Source organism: Microlunatus phosphovorus NM-1 (genome assembly GCF_000270245.1).
GTDB classification, from domain to species: Bacteria; Actinomycetota; Actinomycetes; order Propionibacteriales; family Propionibacteriaceae; genus Microlunatus; species Microlunatus phosphovorus.
This window is the reverse complement of the sequence record NC_015635.1, coordinates 3,592,003-3,608,780: the sequence shown is the minus strand read 5'-3', so window position 1 is coordinate 3,608,780 and position 16,778 is coordinate 3,592,003. Positions and strand designations below refer to the sequence as shown.

Annotated in this window: 13 protein-coding genes and 2 tRNA genes; 8 read left to right on the top strand and 7 right to left on the bottom strand. The window is 67.7% G+C overall.

Annotated elements, in window-relative coordinates:
* The first annotated feature begins 26 nt into the window (after positions 1-26).
* Positions 27-99: transfer RNA gene (locus tag MLP_RS16195), tRNA-Asn, on the top strand.
* Here MLP_RS16195 and MLP_RS27050 read toward each other — a convergent pair.
* Positions 61-1,509: an alpha,alpha-trehalose-phosphate synthase (UDP-forming) gene (locus MLP_RS27050; protein ID WP_013864227.1), complete on the bottom strand. Its 1,449-nt coding sequence runs from the start codon at positions 1,507-1,509 to the stop codon at positions 61-63. The genes MLP_RS16195 and MLP_RS27050 overlap by 39 nt on opposite strands.
* Before the next feature lie 168 nt (positions 1,510-1,677).
* Between MLP_RS27050 and otsB the strand changes: the two genes are divergently transcribed.
* A complete protein-coding gene (otsB, locus tag MLP_RS16185) occupies positions 1,678-2,517 on the top strand; it encodes a trehalose-phosphatase (protein WP_231851328.1) in 840 nt (279 codons plus the stop codon).
* Positions 2,518-2,620: 103 nt separating this feature from the next.
* The gene (locus MLP_RS16180) at positions 2,621-4,546 is read left to right on the top strand and encodes a CDP-glycerol glycerophosphotransferase family protein (protein WP_156821184.1); all 1,926 of its coding nucleotides are present in this window, start codon (positions 2,621-2,623) and stop codon (positions 4,544-4,546) included.
* Positions 4,547-4,570: 24 nt separating this feature from the next.
* Here the strand turns inward: MLP_RS16180 and MLP_RS16175 are convergent, their stop codons facing one another.
* Both MLP_RS16175 and MLP_RS26555 read right to left on the bottom strand, forming a co-directional pair.
* Positions 4,571-5,272 carry a response regulator gene (locus tag MLP_RS16175; protein WP_049804767.1) on the bottom strand — a complete coding sequence of 234 codons (702 nt, stop codon included), beginning with the start codon at positions 5,270-5,272 and terminating at the stop codon, positions 4,571-4,573.
* Positions 5,269-6,438 (bottom strand): sensor histidine kinase, encoded by a 1,170-nt coding sequence (locus tag MLP_RS26555; protein ID WP_172641585.1) that lies wholly within the window; start codon positions 6,436-6,438, stop codon positions 5,269-5,271. The genes MLP_RS16175 and MLP_RS26555 overlap by 4 nt, the downstream gene beginning before the upstream one ends.
* A gap of 161 nt (positions 6,439-6,599) precedes the next feature.
* On the opposite strand from MLP_RS26555, the gene MLP_RS16165 reads away from it, so the two are divergent.
* On the top strand, positions 6,600-7,706 hold the full coding sequence (locus MLP_RS16165) for a hypothetical protein (protein ID WP_013864222.1): 1,107 nt from the start codon (positions 6,600-6,602) through the stop codon (positions 7,704-7,706).
* Between the two features lie 6 nt (positions 7,707-7,712).
* Here MLP_RS16165 and MLP_RS16160 read toward each other — a convergent pair whose 3' ends face one another.
* The gene (locus tag MLP_RS16160) at positions 7,713-8,111 is read right to left on the bottom strand and encodes a RidA family protein (RefSeq protein ID WP_013864221.1); all 399 of its coding nucleotides are present in this window, start codon (positions 8,109-8,111) and stop codon (positions 7,713-7,715) included.
* Between the two features lie 20 nt (positions 8,112-8,131).
* Here MLP_RS16160 and MLP_RS16155 point away from each other — a divergent pair, with 20 nt between their 5' ends.
* The 4 genes from MLP_RS16155 to MLP_RS16140 all read left to right on the top strand — a co-directional run bounded on the left by MLP_RS16155 (position 8,132) and on the right by MLP_RS16140 (position 13,194).
* The gene (locus MLP_RS16155) at positions 8,132-9,469 is read left to right on the top strand and encodes a type III PLP-dependent enzyme domain-containing protein (protein WP_013864220.1); all 1,338 of its coding nucleotides are present in this window, start codon (positions 8,132-8,134) and stop codon (positions 9,467-9,469) included.
* Positions 9,470-9,476: 7 nt separating this feature from the next.
* The gene (locus MLP_RS16150; RefSeq protein WP_013864219.1) at positions 9,477-11,093 is read left to right on the top strand and encodes an N-acyl-D-amino-acid deacylase family protein; all 1,617 of its coding nucleotides are present in this window, start codon (positions 9,477-9,479) and stop codon (positions 11,091-11,093) included.
* Positions 11,094-11,500: 407 nt separating this feature from the next.
* Positions 11,501-12,217 carry a helix-turn-helix domain-containing protein gene (locus MLP_RS16145; protein ID WP_013864218.1) on the top strand — a complete coding sequence of 239 codons (717 nt, stop codon included), beginning with the start codon at positions 11,501-11,503 and terminating at the stop codon, positions 12,215-12,217.
* A gap of 20 nt (positions 12,218-12,237) precedes the next feature.
* A complete protein-coding gene (locus MLP_RS16140; RefSeq protein ID WP_197536422.1) occupies positions 12,238-13,194 on the top strand; it encodes a prenyltransferase/squalene oxidase repeat-containing protein in 957 nt (318 codons plus the stop codon).
* A gap of 167 nt (positions 13,195-13,361) precedes the next feature.
* On the opposite strand, the gene MLP_RS16135 is transcribed toward MLP_RS16140, so the two are convergent.
* The 3 genes from MLP_RS16135 to pflB form a co-directional block, all read right to left on the bottom strand.
* A tRNA-Ile gene (locus MLP_RS16135) sits at positions 13,362-13,435 on the bottom strand.
* A 49-nt stretch (positions 13,436-13,484) separates the two neighbouring features.
* Positions 13,485-14,327: a pyruvate formate-lyase-activating protein gene (pflA, locus tag MLP_RS16130; protein ID WP_013864216.1), complete on the bottom strand. Its 843-nt coding sequence runs from the start codon at positions 14,325-14,327 to the stop codon at positions 13,485-13,487.
* Positions 14,328-14,336: 9 nt separating this feature from the next.
* Entirely contained in the window at positions 14,337-16,619 is a 2,283-nt protein-coding gene (pflB, locus tag MLP_RS16125) for a formate C-acetyltransferase (RefSeq protein ID WP_013864215.1), read from the bottom strand.
* Positions 16,620-16,778: the final 159 nt, after the last annotated feature.

Genomic DNA, 16,778 nt, shown 5'->3' with positions numbered 1-16,778 from the left:
AGGTACGTAGCCGCGTCACCACGCGATCCCCTGTAGCTCAATTGGCAGAGCAGCCGGCTGTTAACCGGCAGGTTGTTGGTTCGAGTCCAACCGGGGGAGCAAAGTGCCGAGATCGTTCAGGAACTGGCTGGCCCAGTGATCGATGTCGTGCTCGAACACCTGGCGCCGCATGATCCGCATCCGGCGTGACTTGTTGCGAATCGTGTCCGTGGCCGCCATCGCCATGGTCGACTTCAGGCCGTCGATGTCATGCGGGTTCACCAGGTAGGCCTGCCGGAGCTCTCGCGCAGCACCGGTGAACTCGCTCAACACCAGGGCGCCGGTGTCGCCGCTGCGACAGGCCACGTACTCCTTGGCGACCAGGTTCATGCCGTCCCGGAGCGGAGTGACCACCATGACGTCGGCCGCACGATACATCGCGGCCATCTCCTCGCGCGGATAGGAGTTGTGCAGGTAGATGATCGGTGGCCGCCCGATGCGGCCGATGTCGCCGTTGATCCGGCCGACCAACCGGTCGATGTCGTCGCGCAGCAGGCGATACTGATCGACCCGCTCCCGGGACGGGGTGGCGACCTGCAGGAAGACGGCGTCCTCGGGATCGACGACCCCTTCGGCCACCAACTCGCTGAAGGCGCGGATCCGTTCGGGCATGCCCTTGGTGTAGTCCAGCCGGTCCACGCCGAGGAAGATCGTCGACGGATTGCCGAGATCGGCGCGGATCGCCCGGGCCCGCTCGGCGGTTGCCTCCGACATGGCGAGCTCGTGCATGCCGGCGGAGTCGATGGAGATCGGGTACGCCCGAGCGAGCACGGTTCGGCCGTCGGGTGTCTGGATCCGGTCCCGGTGGGTCTCGTAGCCGAACCGCTGCCGGACGAGCCGGACGAAGTTCTGCGCCCCGCCGGGGATCTGGAATCCGACCAGATCCGCCCCGAGCAGGCCCTGGAGGATCTGCCGACGCCAGGGCAACTGCTGGAACAACTCGGTGGGTGGGAAGGGGATGTGCATGAAGAAGCCGATCCGCAGATCCGGACGAAGCTCGCGGAGCATCTGCGGCACCAGTTGCAGCTGGTAGTCCTGCACCCAGACCACCCCGCCCTGCTCTGCGATATCGGCTGCTGCCTCCGCGAACCGCCGGTTGACCACTCGATAGCTGTCCCACCACTCCCGGTGATAGGTCGCGGGGACGATCACGTCGTGATACAGCGGCCACAGTGTCGCGTTCGAGAACCCCTCGTAGTAGCGCTCGACGTCCTGGGTCGACAGATGCACCGGCTCGAGCTGCAGACCGTTGTTCACGAACGGCTCGATCTCGTCGTCCGGTGAGCCGGGCCAGCCGACCCAGGCTCCCTGATGGCGCCGCATCACCGGCTCGAAAGCAGTCACCAGCCCGCCCGGAGAGGTGCGCCAGTCGACACTGCCATCGGGATTCTCGATGCGGTCGACCGGTAGCCGGTTGGCGACCACGACAAAGGATGCCTTGGTCCGAGGTGGCGGCTGCGGGGACTCCATGGTCTCCGCTGCCGCGCCATCGGGACTCGCCTCGCTGGTATGTGCCTGCGCTATGACCATGACTCGACCGTACGCCAGTCCGCATTCGACCTGTGGACCAATTCGTCCGGAATCTCGACTTTGGGCCTCGATGGCATCCATCCATGGCGATCTGTCAGGCTCGTGTTCGTGAGTGACACCCAACCGATCTCCGAAGCGGGGCGCGCAGCTTTGCAGGTTGTGCTGGCTCATCCAGATCAGACCATGTTGGCTCTCGACTTCGACGGCACACTCGCCCCGATCGTCGACGACCCTGCGCTGGCACACGTCGATCCGGATGCGCTGTCCGCCTTGTCGAGACTCGGCTCGTTGCTCGGCTCGATCGTGGTGATCACCGGGCGGCCGGTCCGGACGGCGGTCCGCCTCGGTGGCTTCGGCGAGGCCGAGGGCCTGCGGTCGATGACGGTCCTGGGCCAGTACGGCGTGGAACGGTGGGACGCCGACGGCGATCACTACGATCTGCCGCCGGCGCCGCCCGGCATCGCGCAGGTCAACGAGGAACTGCCAGGACTGCTGGCCGGGCTCGGCCTGGCCGGCTCCCGGATCGAGGACAAGGGTCGGGCGGTCGCCGTCCACACCCGTGGGCTGGCCGATCCGGCCAGCGCCTTCGACCGCCTCGCTGAGCCGATCCGCGAGCTCGCGCTCCGCTGTGGACTCACCGTGGAGCCCGGTAAGAACGTCTGGGAGATCCGCGCGACAGGGATCGACAAGGGCGACGCGATGCGCGCCATCGTCGCCGAGAAGGACGCACAGACGGTGATCTTCGCCGGCGACGACCTCGGAGATCTGCCGGCCTTCGAGGCCGTGGAGCAGCTTCGTACCGAAGGGATCAGGGGATTGCTGATCTGTTCGGCCTCCCACGAGGAGGACGCTCTCACCGAGCACGCCGATCTCGTGCTGGACGGGCCGACCGGCGTCGCCGCCTGGCTGCATCAGCTGGCAGACAGGCTCACCGGCAACTATGGATAGGAAAATCCCCGATGTCGGGGATTTTCCTATCCATAACTCGAAGAGTGGCCTTCCCGGCGCGTACGGCAGGGCTCCGGGGGTCGACGCGGTTACCTTTCTCGGCATGGAGCCGACACGAGGTAGTGCGTCTTCGACCACCTCGCGACGCGGCGTGCTCAACATCAAGGGTTGGTCAGCCGCCGTGGGTGCGAACCAGTCCAAGATCATCGACCTGCTGGTCGGCAACGCCGTCGCCCTCGGGGCCGTGGTCGGGGCCGTGCTGTTGCTGGTCGCGGACCCGATCGTGCTGCGGATGCTCGGTGGCCTGCTTGCCGTGGCCGGGGTCATCGGCACCGGCTGGCTGCTGCGGCGAGAAGTGGCTCGACACGGCGAACTGCTGACCATGCACACCGGACCGCGGTTGGTGCTGCTGGTCGCGATCGCCGGCGGCTACCTGGCCCGTCGACCCGACCAGGCAGTTTGGGTGTGGACAGCCACCGGGATCGCGATGGCCGCGGTGCTGGCGGAGCCGACGATCAAGGCGTTGCTCGCCAAGACTCAACAGATCGCGGTCAACCTGCCAGGTGTCCAACCGGTGCCGGCGCCGCCGTACGCGCCGAACAGGCTGGTGGCCGGCTCGCTCGCCACGATCACCGCCGGCAGCGCGTTGGCGATCGTCGGACTGCCTGGCTGGTGCTATCTCGGCGTCGCGACCCTGGAGCTGGCGGCGGCGCTGATCCTCATCGGGTACGCCGGCCGGGCCACCAAGATGACCCGCCAGGCACTGACTGCGCTGCCAAAAGCGCTCAAGAGGCACCAGCCCGCATTCGTGGTCTACTACGGCGGCCTGCACGGGGCCCGCTATCAGCTGGGGATGTGGCTGCCGTATCTCGAACGACTGGGCAGGCCGTTCGTGGTGATCACCCGCGAGGCCGCGACTGTGCCGACGATCACCGCGTTGACCACCGCGCCAGTGATCGTGCCGCGGACCACCAGCGAACTGGGCGATCTCAGCACCCTCGTGGTGCCGTCGATGAAGGCGGCGTTCTATGTCCAGGGCAGTCGGGCCAATCTGCATTTCCAGAAGTTCCGCAAGCTCACCCACATCTGGCTCAACCACGGCGACTCCGACAAGCAGGCCAACTTCAGTCCTCGGCACGCCACGTATGACAAAGTGTTGGTCTGTGGACAGCAGGGCGTGGAGCGGTATGCCGCCCACGGCGTGGAGATTCCGCCCGACCGGCTGCTGAAGGTTGGCCGGCCGCAGGTGGAGCGGATCGAGGTCCGCGACGAGCCACTGCCCGCCGACGCGCCGCGCACGGTGCTCTATGCGCCGACGTGGCGGGGTGGCCGGCCGACGACCGACTACTCCTCACTGGGGCTGGGGGAGCGGATCGTTGCCGCGCTGCTGGACCGCGGGGTGACGGTGATCTTCCGGCCGCACCCGTTGAGCTACGCCGATCCGGCCGATGCCGGGCTGATCCGGCGCATCCAGCAGCTGTTGGCCGGCGACCAGCGCAGCACCGGTCGCCACCACGTCTGGGGCGAGCAGGCCGAGCGCGACTGGGAGATCGCCGACTGCCTCAACAATGCCGACGGGCTGATCACCGATGTCTCCTCGGTCGCCTCCGACAATCTCGCGTCCGGCAAGCCGTTCGCCATGGTCGCGATGCGGGCCTCTGGTGAGGACTTCCGAGCCGAGTTCCCGATGGCCCGGGTGGCGTACCTGATCGAGAAGGACCTCTCCACGCTCGACAGTGCGTTGAGCGATCTGCTGGGGACCGACCCGCTGGCCGAGCAGCGCCACGCCTATCGCCGGCACTGCCTCGGCGATCAGCTCGGACCACACGCGGCTGACGAGTTCCTGCGGGTCGCCGGTGAGCTGGTGACCGGTGTGAGCCGGCCGGCCGCGAAGGGCAAACCCAAGCAGGACGAGAAGATCAGTGAGATCCCGCTGGAACGGGTGCTGTTCCCGACCGAGCCGGATGTCGCCGAACTGGTCAGCCAGGAGACCGACCGGCTGGCCGAACAGCAGCGCCGGACCGGCTGAAGTGCCGAGCCAACCACCGGCAGCTCACTCGCCCAGACCATCCAGCTCGAGCCGATCCTCGCGGACCCGATCGGCCAGGTCGAGCTTGGTGTAGGTCGGTCGACCAGCGTCGGCGTACTTGCGCTTGACCCGCTCCAGATACTCCCGAGCAGTGCCGTACGCGACCCCGGCCCGACGCGCAGCTGCCGCGAGGGTGGCGCCCGAGGCGTACGCGGTCAGCACAGTGCGCTCCTGTGGCGACAGCTGCGGCCGCTGCGGGCGGCTGTCCCGGCTGATCATGAACGCCAACTCCGGACTCAGCGCCGAACCGCCGGCGGCGACCTCGCGGATCGCGGCCAGCAGCGCCTCCAGATCCTGGTCCTTGGTGAGATAGCCCGCGGCGCCGGCCTCCAGCGTGGCCAACACCCCGTCGGCATCGGGAATGGTCGAGACCATGATCACCAGCGCGCCTGAGGCCAGCACCCGCTGGACATTGTCGACCGGGTCCGTGAGGTCGCGCAGGTTCAGATCCAGCAGCACCACATCAGGCACCGCGATGTCGGCCGCCAGCGCCTGCTCGTAGTCGGCGACGGTGCCACAGGTGAGCACCAGCTCGAGGTCGTCGACCGGCCCGAGCCAGGCCGTCAGTCCGCCGAGCAGCATCCGGTCGTCGTCGATCGCGGCCACCGTGATCACCGTCCCGGTCCCGGGCTGCCGACCGGCCGAGTTATCGATGGCGCGACTCATCGCGGCCACCTCAGCTCGACCGTGGTGCCCTGGCCAGGTTCACTGTCCACGTCGGCGCTTCCGCCGACCTCAGCCAGCCGGGCGGTGATCGACTGGCTCAGGCCGATGCCGGGTCGGACGCCGGCCGGGTCGAACCCTTGACCCTGGTCGGTGATCAACACGCTCACCGAACCCGGCTGCTCGGCCGGGCCGCCGGTGATCGTCACCCACGCCTCGCTCGTGCCGCTGTGTCGGGCGACGTTGTTGAGCGCCTCGCGGATGGCGGCCGAGATCGCCACGCAGACCTCCTCGGGCAACAGGTCGGGCACATCGGCGAGATGTTGATGGATCCGCAGCCCAGCGGCGGTGTGATCGCGGCGCAAAGCAGCAAGGTCGCCGACCAGGCGCATGCCGGCGGCGCTGCCACTGGTGGCGATCAGCCCGCGCAGATAGTCGGCGTCGGTGACCAGCCGCTGGCGTACCTCGGGCTGCTCCGGCTGCAAGGTGCCGCGGGAGAGGGCACTCAGCGTGGACAGCACCGTGTCGTGGAGCAGCCGATACTGCCGCGATCGCTCGTTCTCCCGCCGGTCGGCCGCCACCAACGCGGCCCGGGCTTCGGCCAGTTCCGTCTCGGCAGCCGCCGTGCGCCGGTCGGCGGCCCTGAGCGTCCTGGCCAGCACCACCAGCGCGATCGGCACCCCGACCAGAGCAGCCGCATTGGCGGCCACCGCGGTGATGACAACCGGTCCGAGCATGAGGGTGCTCGTGATGCCCACCAGGTAGGCAACCAGCAAGGCGGCTGCCGCCGTCAGACTCTGCCGGGCCGGCAACGCCAGGGCCAGGGTCGCGGCTGTGCCGATCGCCAGCGCCACCGTCGGGTGGTTGTAGTCCGCGCCATGCCCCGGTGCGGTAGCCAGCCCACCAAGGATCAAAGCGACGGTCGCCGGCACCGCGTCCGTCCACCACAGGGCAACACTCCAACGCATCGGCGGTTGACGGCGGATCAGCCACAGCCGGCTGAGGGTGACGATGGTGCCGACCGCCGCAATCCCGTACGCGAGCCCGGCCAGCCAGGGACGCGTCAGCCAGCTGGTGCCGGCGGTGGCCATAGCGACCGGCCAGGAGACCAACTGCAGCAACCGTACGGCGGTGAGCACCGCAAGCACGCCTCGCCCCAGCACAGTCATGCCCGACAGCATGCCGAAGACCGGGTGCGAACCGCGAGTCGGCTAACTTGCCGACAGCACTTTGTCTGACAGCGGAACTTCCGACGTGTGCGACCTCCCACGACTCGACAGGCTGGACAGCGACCCGGATACCGGGCCCGCCCAACCGAAGGACGACTTTGATGCCTACCTCGACCACCTTGACACCGCGCCGATCTCGACGGTGGACCGTCGCGATCGGCGGCTCCGCCGCCGTGGCTCTGGCGATGTTGACGGCCTGCGGCAATGCGACCGTCCCCGTCGATCCGCAAAGCGCGCCGCCCGTCTCGTCGACCTCGTCGACCACCAGCGCCGCCGACACAGAACTGGTCGAGGTCGACGGCCGCCAGATCGAGGTGCCGGCCGGGTTCACCTTTCCCGAGGGCGCCGCGGTCTCCACCTCCTTCCCCGGCACGGTCATCCTCAGCGCCCCGACCCCAACCGAGGTGGTCGCCTTCTATCGCACCGCGCTGCCGGAGGCGGGCTACGCGATCGAGACCGATGTCAGCGACACCTTGACCTGGTCCGGAAGCGGCTTCGGCGGCACGGTCGTCGCCGAGACCTCTGACACCGTCGTCACCTTCGGCGCCGTGGCGACCGGGAGTCCGAGTCCCTCGGACGGGCAGAGTGAGGAGGCGAGCATGCTGACCCCAGCTGATCTCGGCATCCGCCACGTGCCGTTCTTCCTCCGGTTCCCGCCCGGCTCGACGATCGAGAACCTGCAGGATCCGCCGACTGGTGCTTCGTTCACTTTGAGGACCCCAGACCCGACCACGACGCTGCCGTTCTATCGGGCAGCGCTGCCGGCCGGTCATTTCACCGTGACCGATGAGGTCACCGACGGCGCCACGACCACCCTCACCTTCACCGACAGTGACGGCTGGCAGGGCACGCTGGCGATCGGCGCCGAGAGCACGCGCGCTACCTTCGTCGCGCCGAAGGAGGAGCAGGTGCTCACCGGCAACGACCTCGGGGTCAGTCATCTGCCGTTCTTCTTCCGGTTCCCGGAAGATACGAAGTTGACCGGTCTGAAGGATCCGGCGTCGGGCGCTTCGTTCACGTTCGCCAGCCCTGGCGCCACCGAGGTGGTCACGTTCTATCGGTCGCACCTGTCACCGCATTTTGAGATCACCAAGGAGAGCGGCAGCGGCGACAACACCGTGCTCGACTTCACCGATGCCGACGACGGCTGGACCGGGACGATCACGGTTCGTGACGGCAAGGCGACGGTACGCTTCACCGCACCGTGACCATGATCAGCCGCCGACCACCGCGAGGGCATCGATCTCGACCAGCATCTCCTCCCGTGGCAAGCCGGTGAAGACGGTGGTCCGCGCCGGCAGCACCTGGCAACGATCCGCGAGGAACGCGCCGTACGCCTCGTTCATCGTCGCGAAGTCATCCCGGCTGGTGAGGTAGACGCGCAGCATGATCACGTCCTCGAACGTCGCACCGCCGGCGGTCAGGATGGCCTCGACGTTCGTCAGGGTCAGCGTGGTCTGGGCGGCGACGTCGCCGGGATGGAGATAGGTGTTGGTGGCGGCGTCGACCGGCCCTTGACCGGAGACCTGGAGGATCGGGCCGCGCCGGACACCCTGGGAGAAGGTGTGCGCCGGAGCCGGCGCTTCGGTGGTGGTGATGGCTGTCTTCGTCATGGTGTGCGTAGTCTGCCCCAATGGAGATCTCGACGGCAGCCGCCACGTTCGACCAGGTGGCTTTGGATGCGCTCACCGAACAGCCGTTGGCCCAACTGGACAAGGGAATCCCGCCACGGCTGTGGGGCCGGTCAGGTGCGGAAGCTGGAGCGATGAGACTGCCGCTGAGCCAGTTTCCGACGCCGTTGCTGACCTTGTCCGAACCTGGGTTGCGGCACAACCTGGCGATTTTCGCCGACTGGTGCGCCGAGCGCGGGCTCGCGCTGGCGCCGCACGGGAAGACGACCATGGCGCCGCAGTTGTGGGCGGCGCAACTCGACGCGGGGTCGTGGGCGATCACCCTCGCCAATGTCGCCCAGCTCGCGGTCGCTCGGGCGTACGGGGTGTCTCGGGTGCTGGTGGCCAACGAGATCATCGTGCCGTCGGCCCTGCGCTGGATCGTCGCCGAGCTCAGCCGGGATCCGGCGGCCCAGGTGATCTGTTGGGCCGACCATTCGCGGACTGTCGCTTTGATGGAGGAAGCGCTGGCGGCGTACGCGCCGGTCGCGGGTCCGGACTATCGGCCGATCGACGTCCTCGTCGAGGTCGGCGGGGCGGGCGGTCGCACCGGGGCCCGCGACCCGGAGATCGCCCTCGATATTGCTCGGCAACTGTCCGCCTCGCCCTATCTGCGGCTCGCCGGTGTCGGCGGCTACGAGGGTGTGCTCGCGGCCGACAGCGATGCCGACAGCCTGGCGGCGGTGCGCGGGTTCTTGTCTACGCTGCGTGAGGCCCACGAACGGATCAGCGCCGAGGGTCTGTATCCCGACGGCGTGCCCCCGATCGTCAGCGCCGGTGGCAGCGCCTACTTCGACGACGTGGCCGACGTGCTCGGCCCGCTGGTCGCTGACGGCGTTCAGGTCGTGTTGCGCTCGGGGGCCTATCTGACTCACGACGACGGGCACTACCGCCATCTCAGCCCCCTGGGCGAACATCCCCGGACCGCGGGGCCGGGACTGGTCAGCGCCCTGCACGGCTGGGTGCGGGTGAGCAGCCAACCGGAGCCGGGTCTGGCGCTCGTCGATGCTGGCAAACGGGATCTGCCGTACGACCTCGACCTGCCGCAGGTGCAGCTGCGGCTGACCGCCGATCGCGATCCGGTGCCGCTGAGTGGCGTCCAGGTCACCGCGCTGAACGACCAGCACGGCTATCTGCGCTGGGATCGCGATCGGCCGGCTCCGGTAGAGATCGGCGACGTGGTGCGACTCGGACTGAGCCATCCGTGCACGGCTTTCGACAAGTGGCGGGTCATTCCGGTCATCGACGATCCCGACGCCGCTGATCCGGTGGTGGTCGACTTCGTCCGGACCTTCTTCTGAGGCAGGGATGTCCGCCGACCTGGTGATCACCGACGCCCTCATCCTCGACGGCACTGGAGCGCCGGGACGACCGGGCGATGTGCTGGTCGAGGGAGATCGGATCGTCGAGATCGCGCCACCCGGTTCGGGACGAGCCGCTCAGCGCCGACTGAGTGCCACGGGTCGGGTCGTTGCGCCGGGGTTCATCGATCTGCACGCCCATTCGGATCTGGCGATCCTGGCCGACCATGATCATCTGGCCAAGGTCAGCCAAGGGGTGACCTGTGAGGTGCTCGGTCAGGACGGGTTGTCGTACGCGCCCGTCGACGAGGCGTCGCTCGCCGTCTTGCGGCAGCAGTTGGCCGGTTGGAACGGCGAGCCTGAGCTGCCGTTCGGCTGGGCAAGCGTGGCCGACTACCTCGATGCCCTGGATCGTGGGATCCCTTGTCACGCCGCCTATCTGGTGCCGCAGGGCACGGTTCGACTGCTCGTGATGGGACCGGAGGACAGACCGGCCACGCCTGCCGAACTGACGCAGATGATGGCGGTCGTCCGGGAAGGACTGGCCGACGGTGCGGTGGGGATGAGCAGCGGACTGACCTACCCACCGAGCATGTACGCCGGCGACGACGAACTGATCGCGTTGTGCCGCGTGGTCGCCGAGGCCGGTGGGTACTACGCGCCGCACCACCGCTCGTACGGACACGGCGCACTGGCCGCGTACGGGGAGATGATCGAGGTCGCCCGGGCCTCCCGCTGTCCACTCCATCTGACCCATGCCACGCTCAACTTCGCCGAGAACCGTGGCCGAGCCGCCGAGTTGCTGACCATGATCGACTCGGCGCTGGACGATGGCCTGGACATCACGCTGGACAGCTATCCGTATCTGCCGGGCTCCACCTCACTGGTCGCGCTGCTGCCGCGCTGGGCCACCGCCGCCGGACCGCCGATGATCATGCACCGGTTGGCCGATCCGGGTGAGCGGGCCCGGATCGCCCATGCTCTGGAGGTCACCGGCAGCGAGGGTTGCCACGGCTGCCCGGTGGACTGGTCGACGATCGAGATCAGCGGTGTCGGTGAGCCCGCGCTCGCCGATGCGATGGGTCAGACGATCGCCGTCCTCGCTGAGCGGCAAGGCCGGGCAGCCAGTGATGTCTATGCCGAACTGCTGTTACGCGACAGGCTGGCCACCACGATCCTGCAGCATGTCGGTCACGAGGAGAACGTGCGGGCGATCATGCAGCACCGGGTGCACTGCGGTGGCTCGGACGCCATCCTGGTCGCCGAGAAGCCGCACCCCCGCGCGTGGGGGACCTTTCCGCGGTATCTCGGGCACTACGTCCGCGAGCTGGGCCTGCTCGGACTGGCCGACTGCGTGCACCATCTCACCGGCCGGCCGGCAGCGCGACTGAAGCTGGTCGATCGTGGCCTGGTGCGGGTCGGCTATCACGCCGATCTGGTGGTCTTCGATCCCGATCGGGTCCGAGACGCCGCTACCTTCGAGCAGCCACGCCAGCAGGCCGAAGGGATCGACTGGGTGCTGGTGAACGGTACGCCGGTGATCGCCGACGGCGCTCGTACCGATGCCTTGCCCGGCCGCGCCCTCCGCCGTACCGCCTCAGGAACCTGCGCGAGGAGCGCCTGACTGGGGGTGCGCCCTACGGTCGTCCTTGGCCCGGCGGCGCGAAACGTGCACGTTTCCCGCGTGGTCTGTCGTCGTTCTTGGCCCGGTGGCGTGAGACGTACGCTCAGCGGCATCGGGCGCCGCGGCCGGGCTTGTGGGTCGCGCGCTGGCTGAGGCTGCTATTCGACAGCAGTTCAGTCCTCTCCGGCGGCCGACGCGATGTGCGCCTGTGCTTCCTGCACGGTGCCCTTCAGCAGAGATGAAGACGGCTCTTTCCTGACTTCGTATCTGGCGTCGGTCCTACGTCGATGCCCGGCCAGCTCCTGTCAGCGGGCCGCCCCCACAAGGACGTGTGACAGTTCAGACGAGGCGATAGCCGACAGGGTGGAAACTTCGGGGGCCGCAAGCAGCGTGGGGCCTGACTTACGATGGCATCAGGGCGGAGGTGTAGCGACCTGACCGGTTATGCGACACGGCGAGGTGCTCGGACGAGCGCGGTGTTGTGGCGCGCGTTGTCGCCTGGCCGGGAGCACCATATTGCCCCCGACGGGGTGATGGACTTGATGTGGTTCCAAGGTCGTCTGGTCGTCGCGGGTGCTGACACGCGAAGTATGGTCGTCGAGACCCGGCCCGGCGAGGTGACATGGGGGCTTCGGCTTGCCCCTGGTGTCGCCTGCTCGCTGCTCGGTGCGCCCGCCCACGAGCTGACCAATCAGCGGGTGGAGTTGTCGGAGTTCGTCATCGTGCCCAGCGCGGTTGCCCGTCCGTTTGAGGATGACGTGCCCGCTGCACTCGAGCAGGTCTTTGTTGCCTTGTGGGCCAGGGCGGACCCGGATCATGCCACTCTGCGCCTCGCGGCATCGCTGGACCGGGCAGCACGCGATGGGTTGACTGTGCGCGAGACGGCGGTCCGCCACGATCTGTCGGAACGGTCGTTGCGTCGGCTCAGCAACGCGCTGTTCGGCTACGGGCCGAAGACGCTGATGCAGATCCACCGCTTCCAGCGTGCTGCTCACTTGGTGCGAACAGGTACATCGTTGAGCGATGCCGCCGCGACCGCGGGTTACGTCGATCAGGCCCATTTCGCCCGTGAGAGCCGGCGACTCACCGGAAGGACGCCCTCCGGGCTCGCCCGCGCAGCCTGACTTGCTGACGCTCACGTCCTGTGGCGTCGGCGCGCTGGCCGATTCGTCCAAGACAACTGCGGCCTCGACTTGGGAGGCTGACGGTCATGAGCATCAACCTGGACCGTGCGACCGCTTTCATGACTTCTCACGCGCGCATCCTCGACCGGCGACGCTTCGAGGCAATCATCGGAAACAGCGATGCCGCGCGGCATGCGATCATCCGCGGACTCGATTCCTATCGGAACGCTGATGGAGGTTACGGGTGGGGGCTTGAGCCCGACCTCCGCGCGCCGGAAAGCCAGCCCGGCGGCGCGTTGCACGCATTCGAGGCGCTTGCCGCCGCCGATCCGCTGACCTCGCCGCACGCGGTCGCACTTCTTGACTGGCTCAACTCGGTGACGCTCCCTGATGGCGGGCTGCCGTTCGCACGGCCGATCAGCAACCCCGTCGCCTGCGCGCCGTTCTGGGCGAGCGCGAACCCTGCCGAGTCATCGCTTCAGATCACCGCTGCGGTAGCGGCCGAGGCACATCGTGTCGCGTGCTTCGATGACGAGGTGCGGGACCACCCGTGGCTGACGACGGCAACTCGGTACTGCTTCGAGTCGATCCGCCGGACAGACGAGGCACCGTTCGCCTACGTCCTGTCCTTCGCGCTGCAACTTCTCGACATCGCCTCCGATACCTACCCGGAAGCACACGAACTGCTCGGCCACCTGAGCCGATTCGTGCCGAGAGACGGAGCACTCCCGGTCATCGGCGGAGCAGAGGGCGAGAGACTGCACCTCCTCCACTACGCGCCCGAACCCGGACGCCCGCTCCGCAGCCTGCTCGATCCCCACGCAGTCTCAGACGATCTGGATCGACTCGAACGAGCACAACTTCCTGACGGCGGGTGGCCGGCGGGCTTCGCCAGCTATTCCGACGCTGCCGTCCTGGAATGGCGAGGCCACGCCACGGTCAGCGCGGTCGCGGCACTACGCATGAACAATCGCTGACCGGAGAAGCCGCTCACTGGGTATGCGACTGCTTGCCTCTCCCACTGGCCACAGCAATCGCGTTTCGTGGTGGCGGGCAGCGCGGCCAATCCCTCGACTCGGTGGTCCTGGACGATCCCGAGTCCGAATCACCAGTCCGCGACGTGTTTCTCCTGGTCGGAGTGGGGTAGGGCGGGCGGGGCTCGAACCCGCGACCCAGGGATTATGAGTCCCCTGCTCTGACCTGCTGAGCTACCGCCCCCTGCGCACTGACCCCGAGATGGTAGCCGCTCGCCGCACCGGCGCCGAACTCACCGGACGGTCAACCCGCGCGACCGGAACTGTTCACGAACCCTTTCCAGCAACTCTGCACTCGGCGGTTGCGTGTCCTCCAACGGATACGACTCACCCAGCTCGTGCCATTTGTCCCGCCCGAGCTGGTGGAATCCGAGCACCTCCACCCGCGCCACTGCGCCACCAGACCCCAAGCGCTGCAACGACGCCGCATACTCGGCCGCCGCCTCGACGTTCTCCCAGCCGTCGGTCAGACCGGGCACGAGCACGAACCGGATCCACATCGGTAGGTCGAGCCGAGCCAGCCGTCGGCCGAACTCGAGCGTGGGCTCGAGCTCACGCCGGGTGACCGTGCGATAGACGTCCGGCAGGCCGGACTTCACATCCAGCAGCACCAGCGACGTGTCGCTCAGCAGGTCATCGCAGGCCCAGGAACCCAAGAAGCCAGACGTGTCCAGTGCGGTGTGGATGCCTTGTTCGGCACAGCGCCGGAAGATGCGCCGGACGAAAGCGTGCTGCAGCAGCGGCTCGCCGCCGGACAGGGTGACGCCGCCACCGGTGACGCGCATGATCTTCTGGTACCGATCGATCAGCGCGAGCACCTCCTCGAGCGGGGTGTCTCGACCGTGCCGGATGCTCCAGGTGTCCGGGTTGTGGCAATACCGGCAACGCAGCGCGCAACCCGCCAGGAAGATCGTCAGCCGAGTGCCGGGGCCGTCCACGGCCGTGACGAGTTCCCAGGAGTGCACGCTGCCGAGCATCCCGTCACGGACCGCGGCCAGCCGCCGCGACCGAGCGTTCGGTGTCTGCTCCGCTGATGCAGGCACCGAGACACTCGGAAGACCCAGATAGATCGTCATCGCCCAGCCTCAGACCCCGTCGTGGAAGGTCCGCGAGAGCACATCCAGCTGCTGCTCGCGAGTCAGTCGGACGAAGTTGACGGCATAGCCCGACACCCGGATGGTCAGCTGCGGATAGCGGTCCGGGTGCTGCATTGCATCCACCAACGTCTCCCGGTTGAGCACGTTGATGTTGATGTGGAAACCGTCGGAGACCATGTACGCATCCAGCAGCCCGGCCAGGTTGCCGACCTGCTCGTCGGCGGTCCGGCCCAGACCGGAGGGCACGACCGTGGCAGTCAGCGAGATGCCGTCCTGCGCCTGGTCGTACGGGAGCTTGGCCACGCTCAGCGCACTCGCGAGCATTCCGTGCCGGTCCCGTCCGTTCATCGGGTTCGCTCCCGGCGCGAACGGCTCGCCGAGGCGTCGACCGTCCGGGGTGTTGCCGGTCGCCTTGCCGTAGACCACGTTGGAGGTGATCGTCAGCACCGACTGGGTGTGCGTGGCGCCACGGTACGTCTGCTGCCGGCGTACCTTCTGCATGAACCTGCGGACGATATCGGCCGCGATCGAGTCCACCCGGTCGTCGTCGTTGCCGAAGGTCGGGAACTCGCCCTCGGTCAGATAGTCGACGACCAGTCCGTGCTCGCCGCGCACCAGGGTGACCCGCGCGTACTTGATCGCCGACAGCGAGTCGACGACCACGCTCAGCCCGGCGATGCCGCAGGCCATGGTGCGCAGGATCGTGCTGTCGTGCAATGCCATCTCGAGTCGCTCGTAGGCGTACTTGTCGTGCATGTAGTGCACGCAGTTCAGCGCGTCGACATAGGTCTCGGCCAGCCAGTCCATCAGCGCGTCGAATCTGGTGTCGACCTCGGCGTAGTCCAAGACCCCGTCTGCGACTGCCGTCGACGGGGGAGCAACCTGGACGCCGGTGATCTCGTCCCGGCCGCCGTTGATCGCATAGAGCAGCGTCTTGGCCAGGTTCACCCGGGCGCCGAAGAACTGCATCTGCTTGCCGACGGTCATCGCCGACACACAGCAGGCGATCGCCGCGTCGTCGCCGCACTGCTCACTGATCAACGCGTCGGACTCGTACTGGATCGCGGACGTGTCGATCGACACCTTGGCGCAGAACCGCTTGAACCCGGCGGGCAGCCGGTCGCTCCACAGCACTGTCAGGTTCGGCTCAGGTGCCGGACCCAGGTTGTAGAGGGTCTGCAGCATCCGCATCGACGTCTTGGTCACCAGGGTGCGGCCGTCGGCGCCCATCCCGCCGATCGACTCGGTCACCCAGGTCGGGTCGCCGGAGAACAACGCGTCGTAGTCGGGCGTCCGCAGGAAGCGCACGATCCGCAGCTTGATCACCAGGTCGTCGATCAGCTCCTGCGCCTCAGTCTCGGTGATCAGGTCCAGGGCGAGATCGCGCTGCAGATAGACGTCGATGAAGGTCGACGTCCGGCCCAGCGACATGGCCGCGCCGTTCTGCTCCTTGACCGCCGCCAGATAGGCGAAATAGAGCCATTGCACTGCCTCGCGGGCGGTGAAGGCCGGTCCCGAGATGTCGAAGCCGTACGCAGCCGCCATCTCCTTCAGCTCAGCGAGCGCACGAACCTGCTCGGCGAGTTCCTCACGATCCCGGATCACATCCTCGACGCTGCGCTCGGCATCGAGCGCGGCCCGGTCGGCCTGCTTGGCGGCGATCAGTGCATCGACGCCGTAGAGCGCGACGCGCCGGTAGTCGCCGATGATCCGGCCGCGGCCGTACGCATCCGGCAGTCCGGTGATGATCTTGGACCGGCGTGCGGCCCGAACGGCCGGCGGATAGACGTCGAAGACGCCGGCGTTGTGCGTCTTGCGATAGGTGGTGAAGGTCTTCTTGAGCGTCGGATCCACCGGGTAGCCGTACGTGTGCAGGGCATCCTCGACCATCCGCCAGCCGCCGTACGGCATGATCGCCCGCTTCAGCGGGGCATCGGTCTGCAGCCCGACGATGATCTCGTGCTCCCGATCGATGTAGCCCGGTGCATGCGAGGTGATCGACGCCGGAGTGCGGGCGTCGATGTCGTAGACGCCCTTCGCCCGCTCCTCCGGGAACAGCTCGGTCAAACGCGCCCATAGGTCGGTGGTCCGCTGGGTCGGCCCGGTGAGGAAATCGGCCGCACCCTCGTACGGCGTGTAGTTGCGCTGGATGAAGTCCCGGAGGTTGATCTCGTGCTGCCACGGGCCGGGGGCGAAGCCATCCCAGGCGGCGATCGGGGTGTCGAGGGAAGGGTCGAATTCTGCTGGCGCGGGTCGCGTCAGGGTGCTCATCGGGCACGTCTCCTACGTGATCTTGGTCAAACTGGACCTGATTTCACGCTAGATCGCCGGATGCCACCACACACGAGGCAAAGGTCCTCCGGCCGGGAGACGAACGAGGGTCCCGAGACCAGTGATCTCGGGACCCTCGTCAGACTTCGGTCAGCTCGC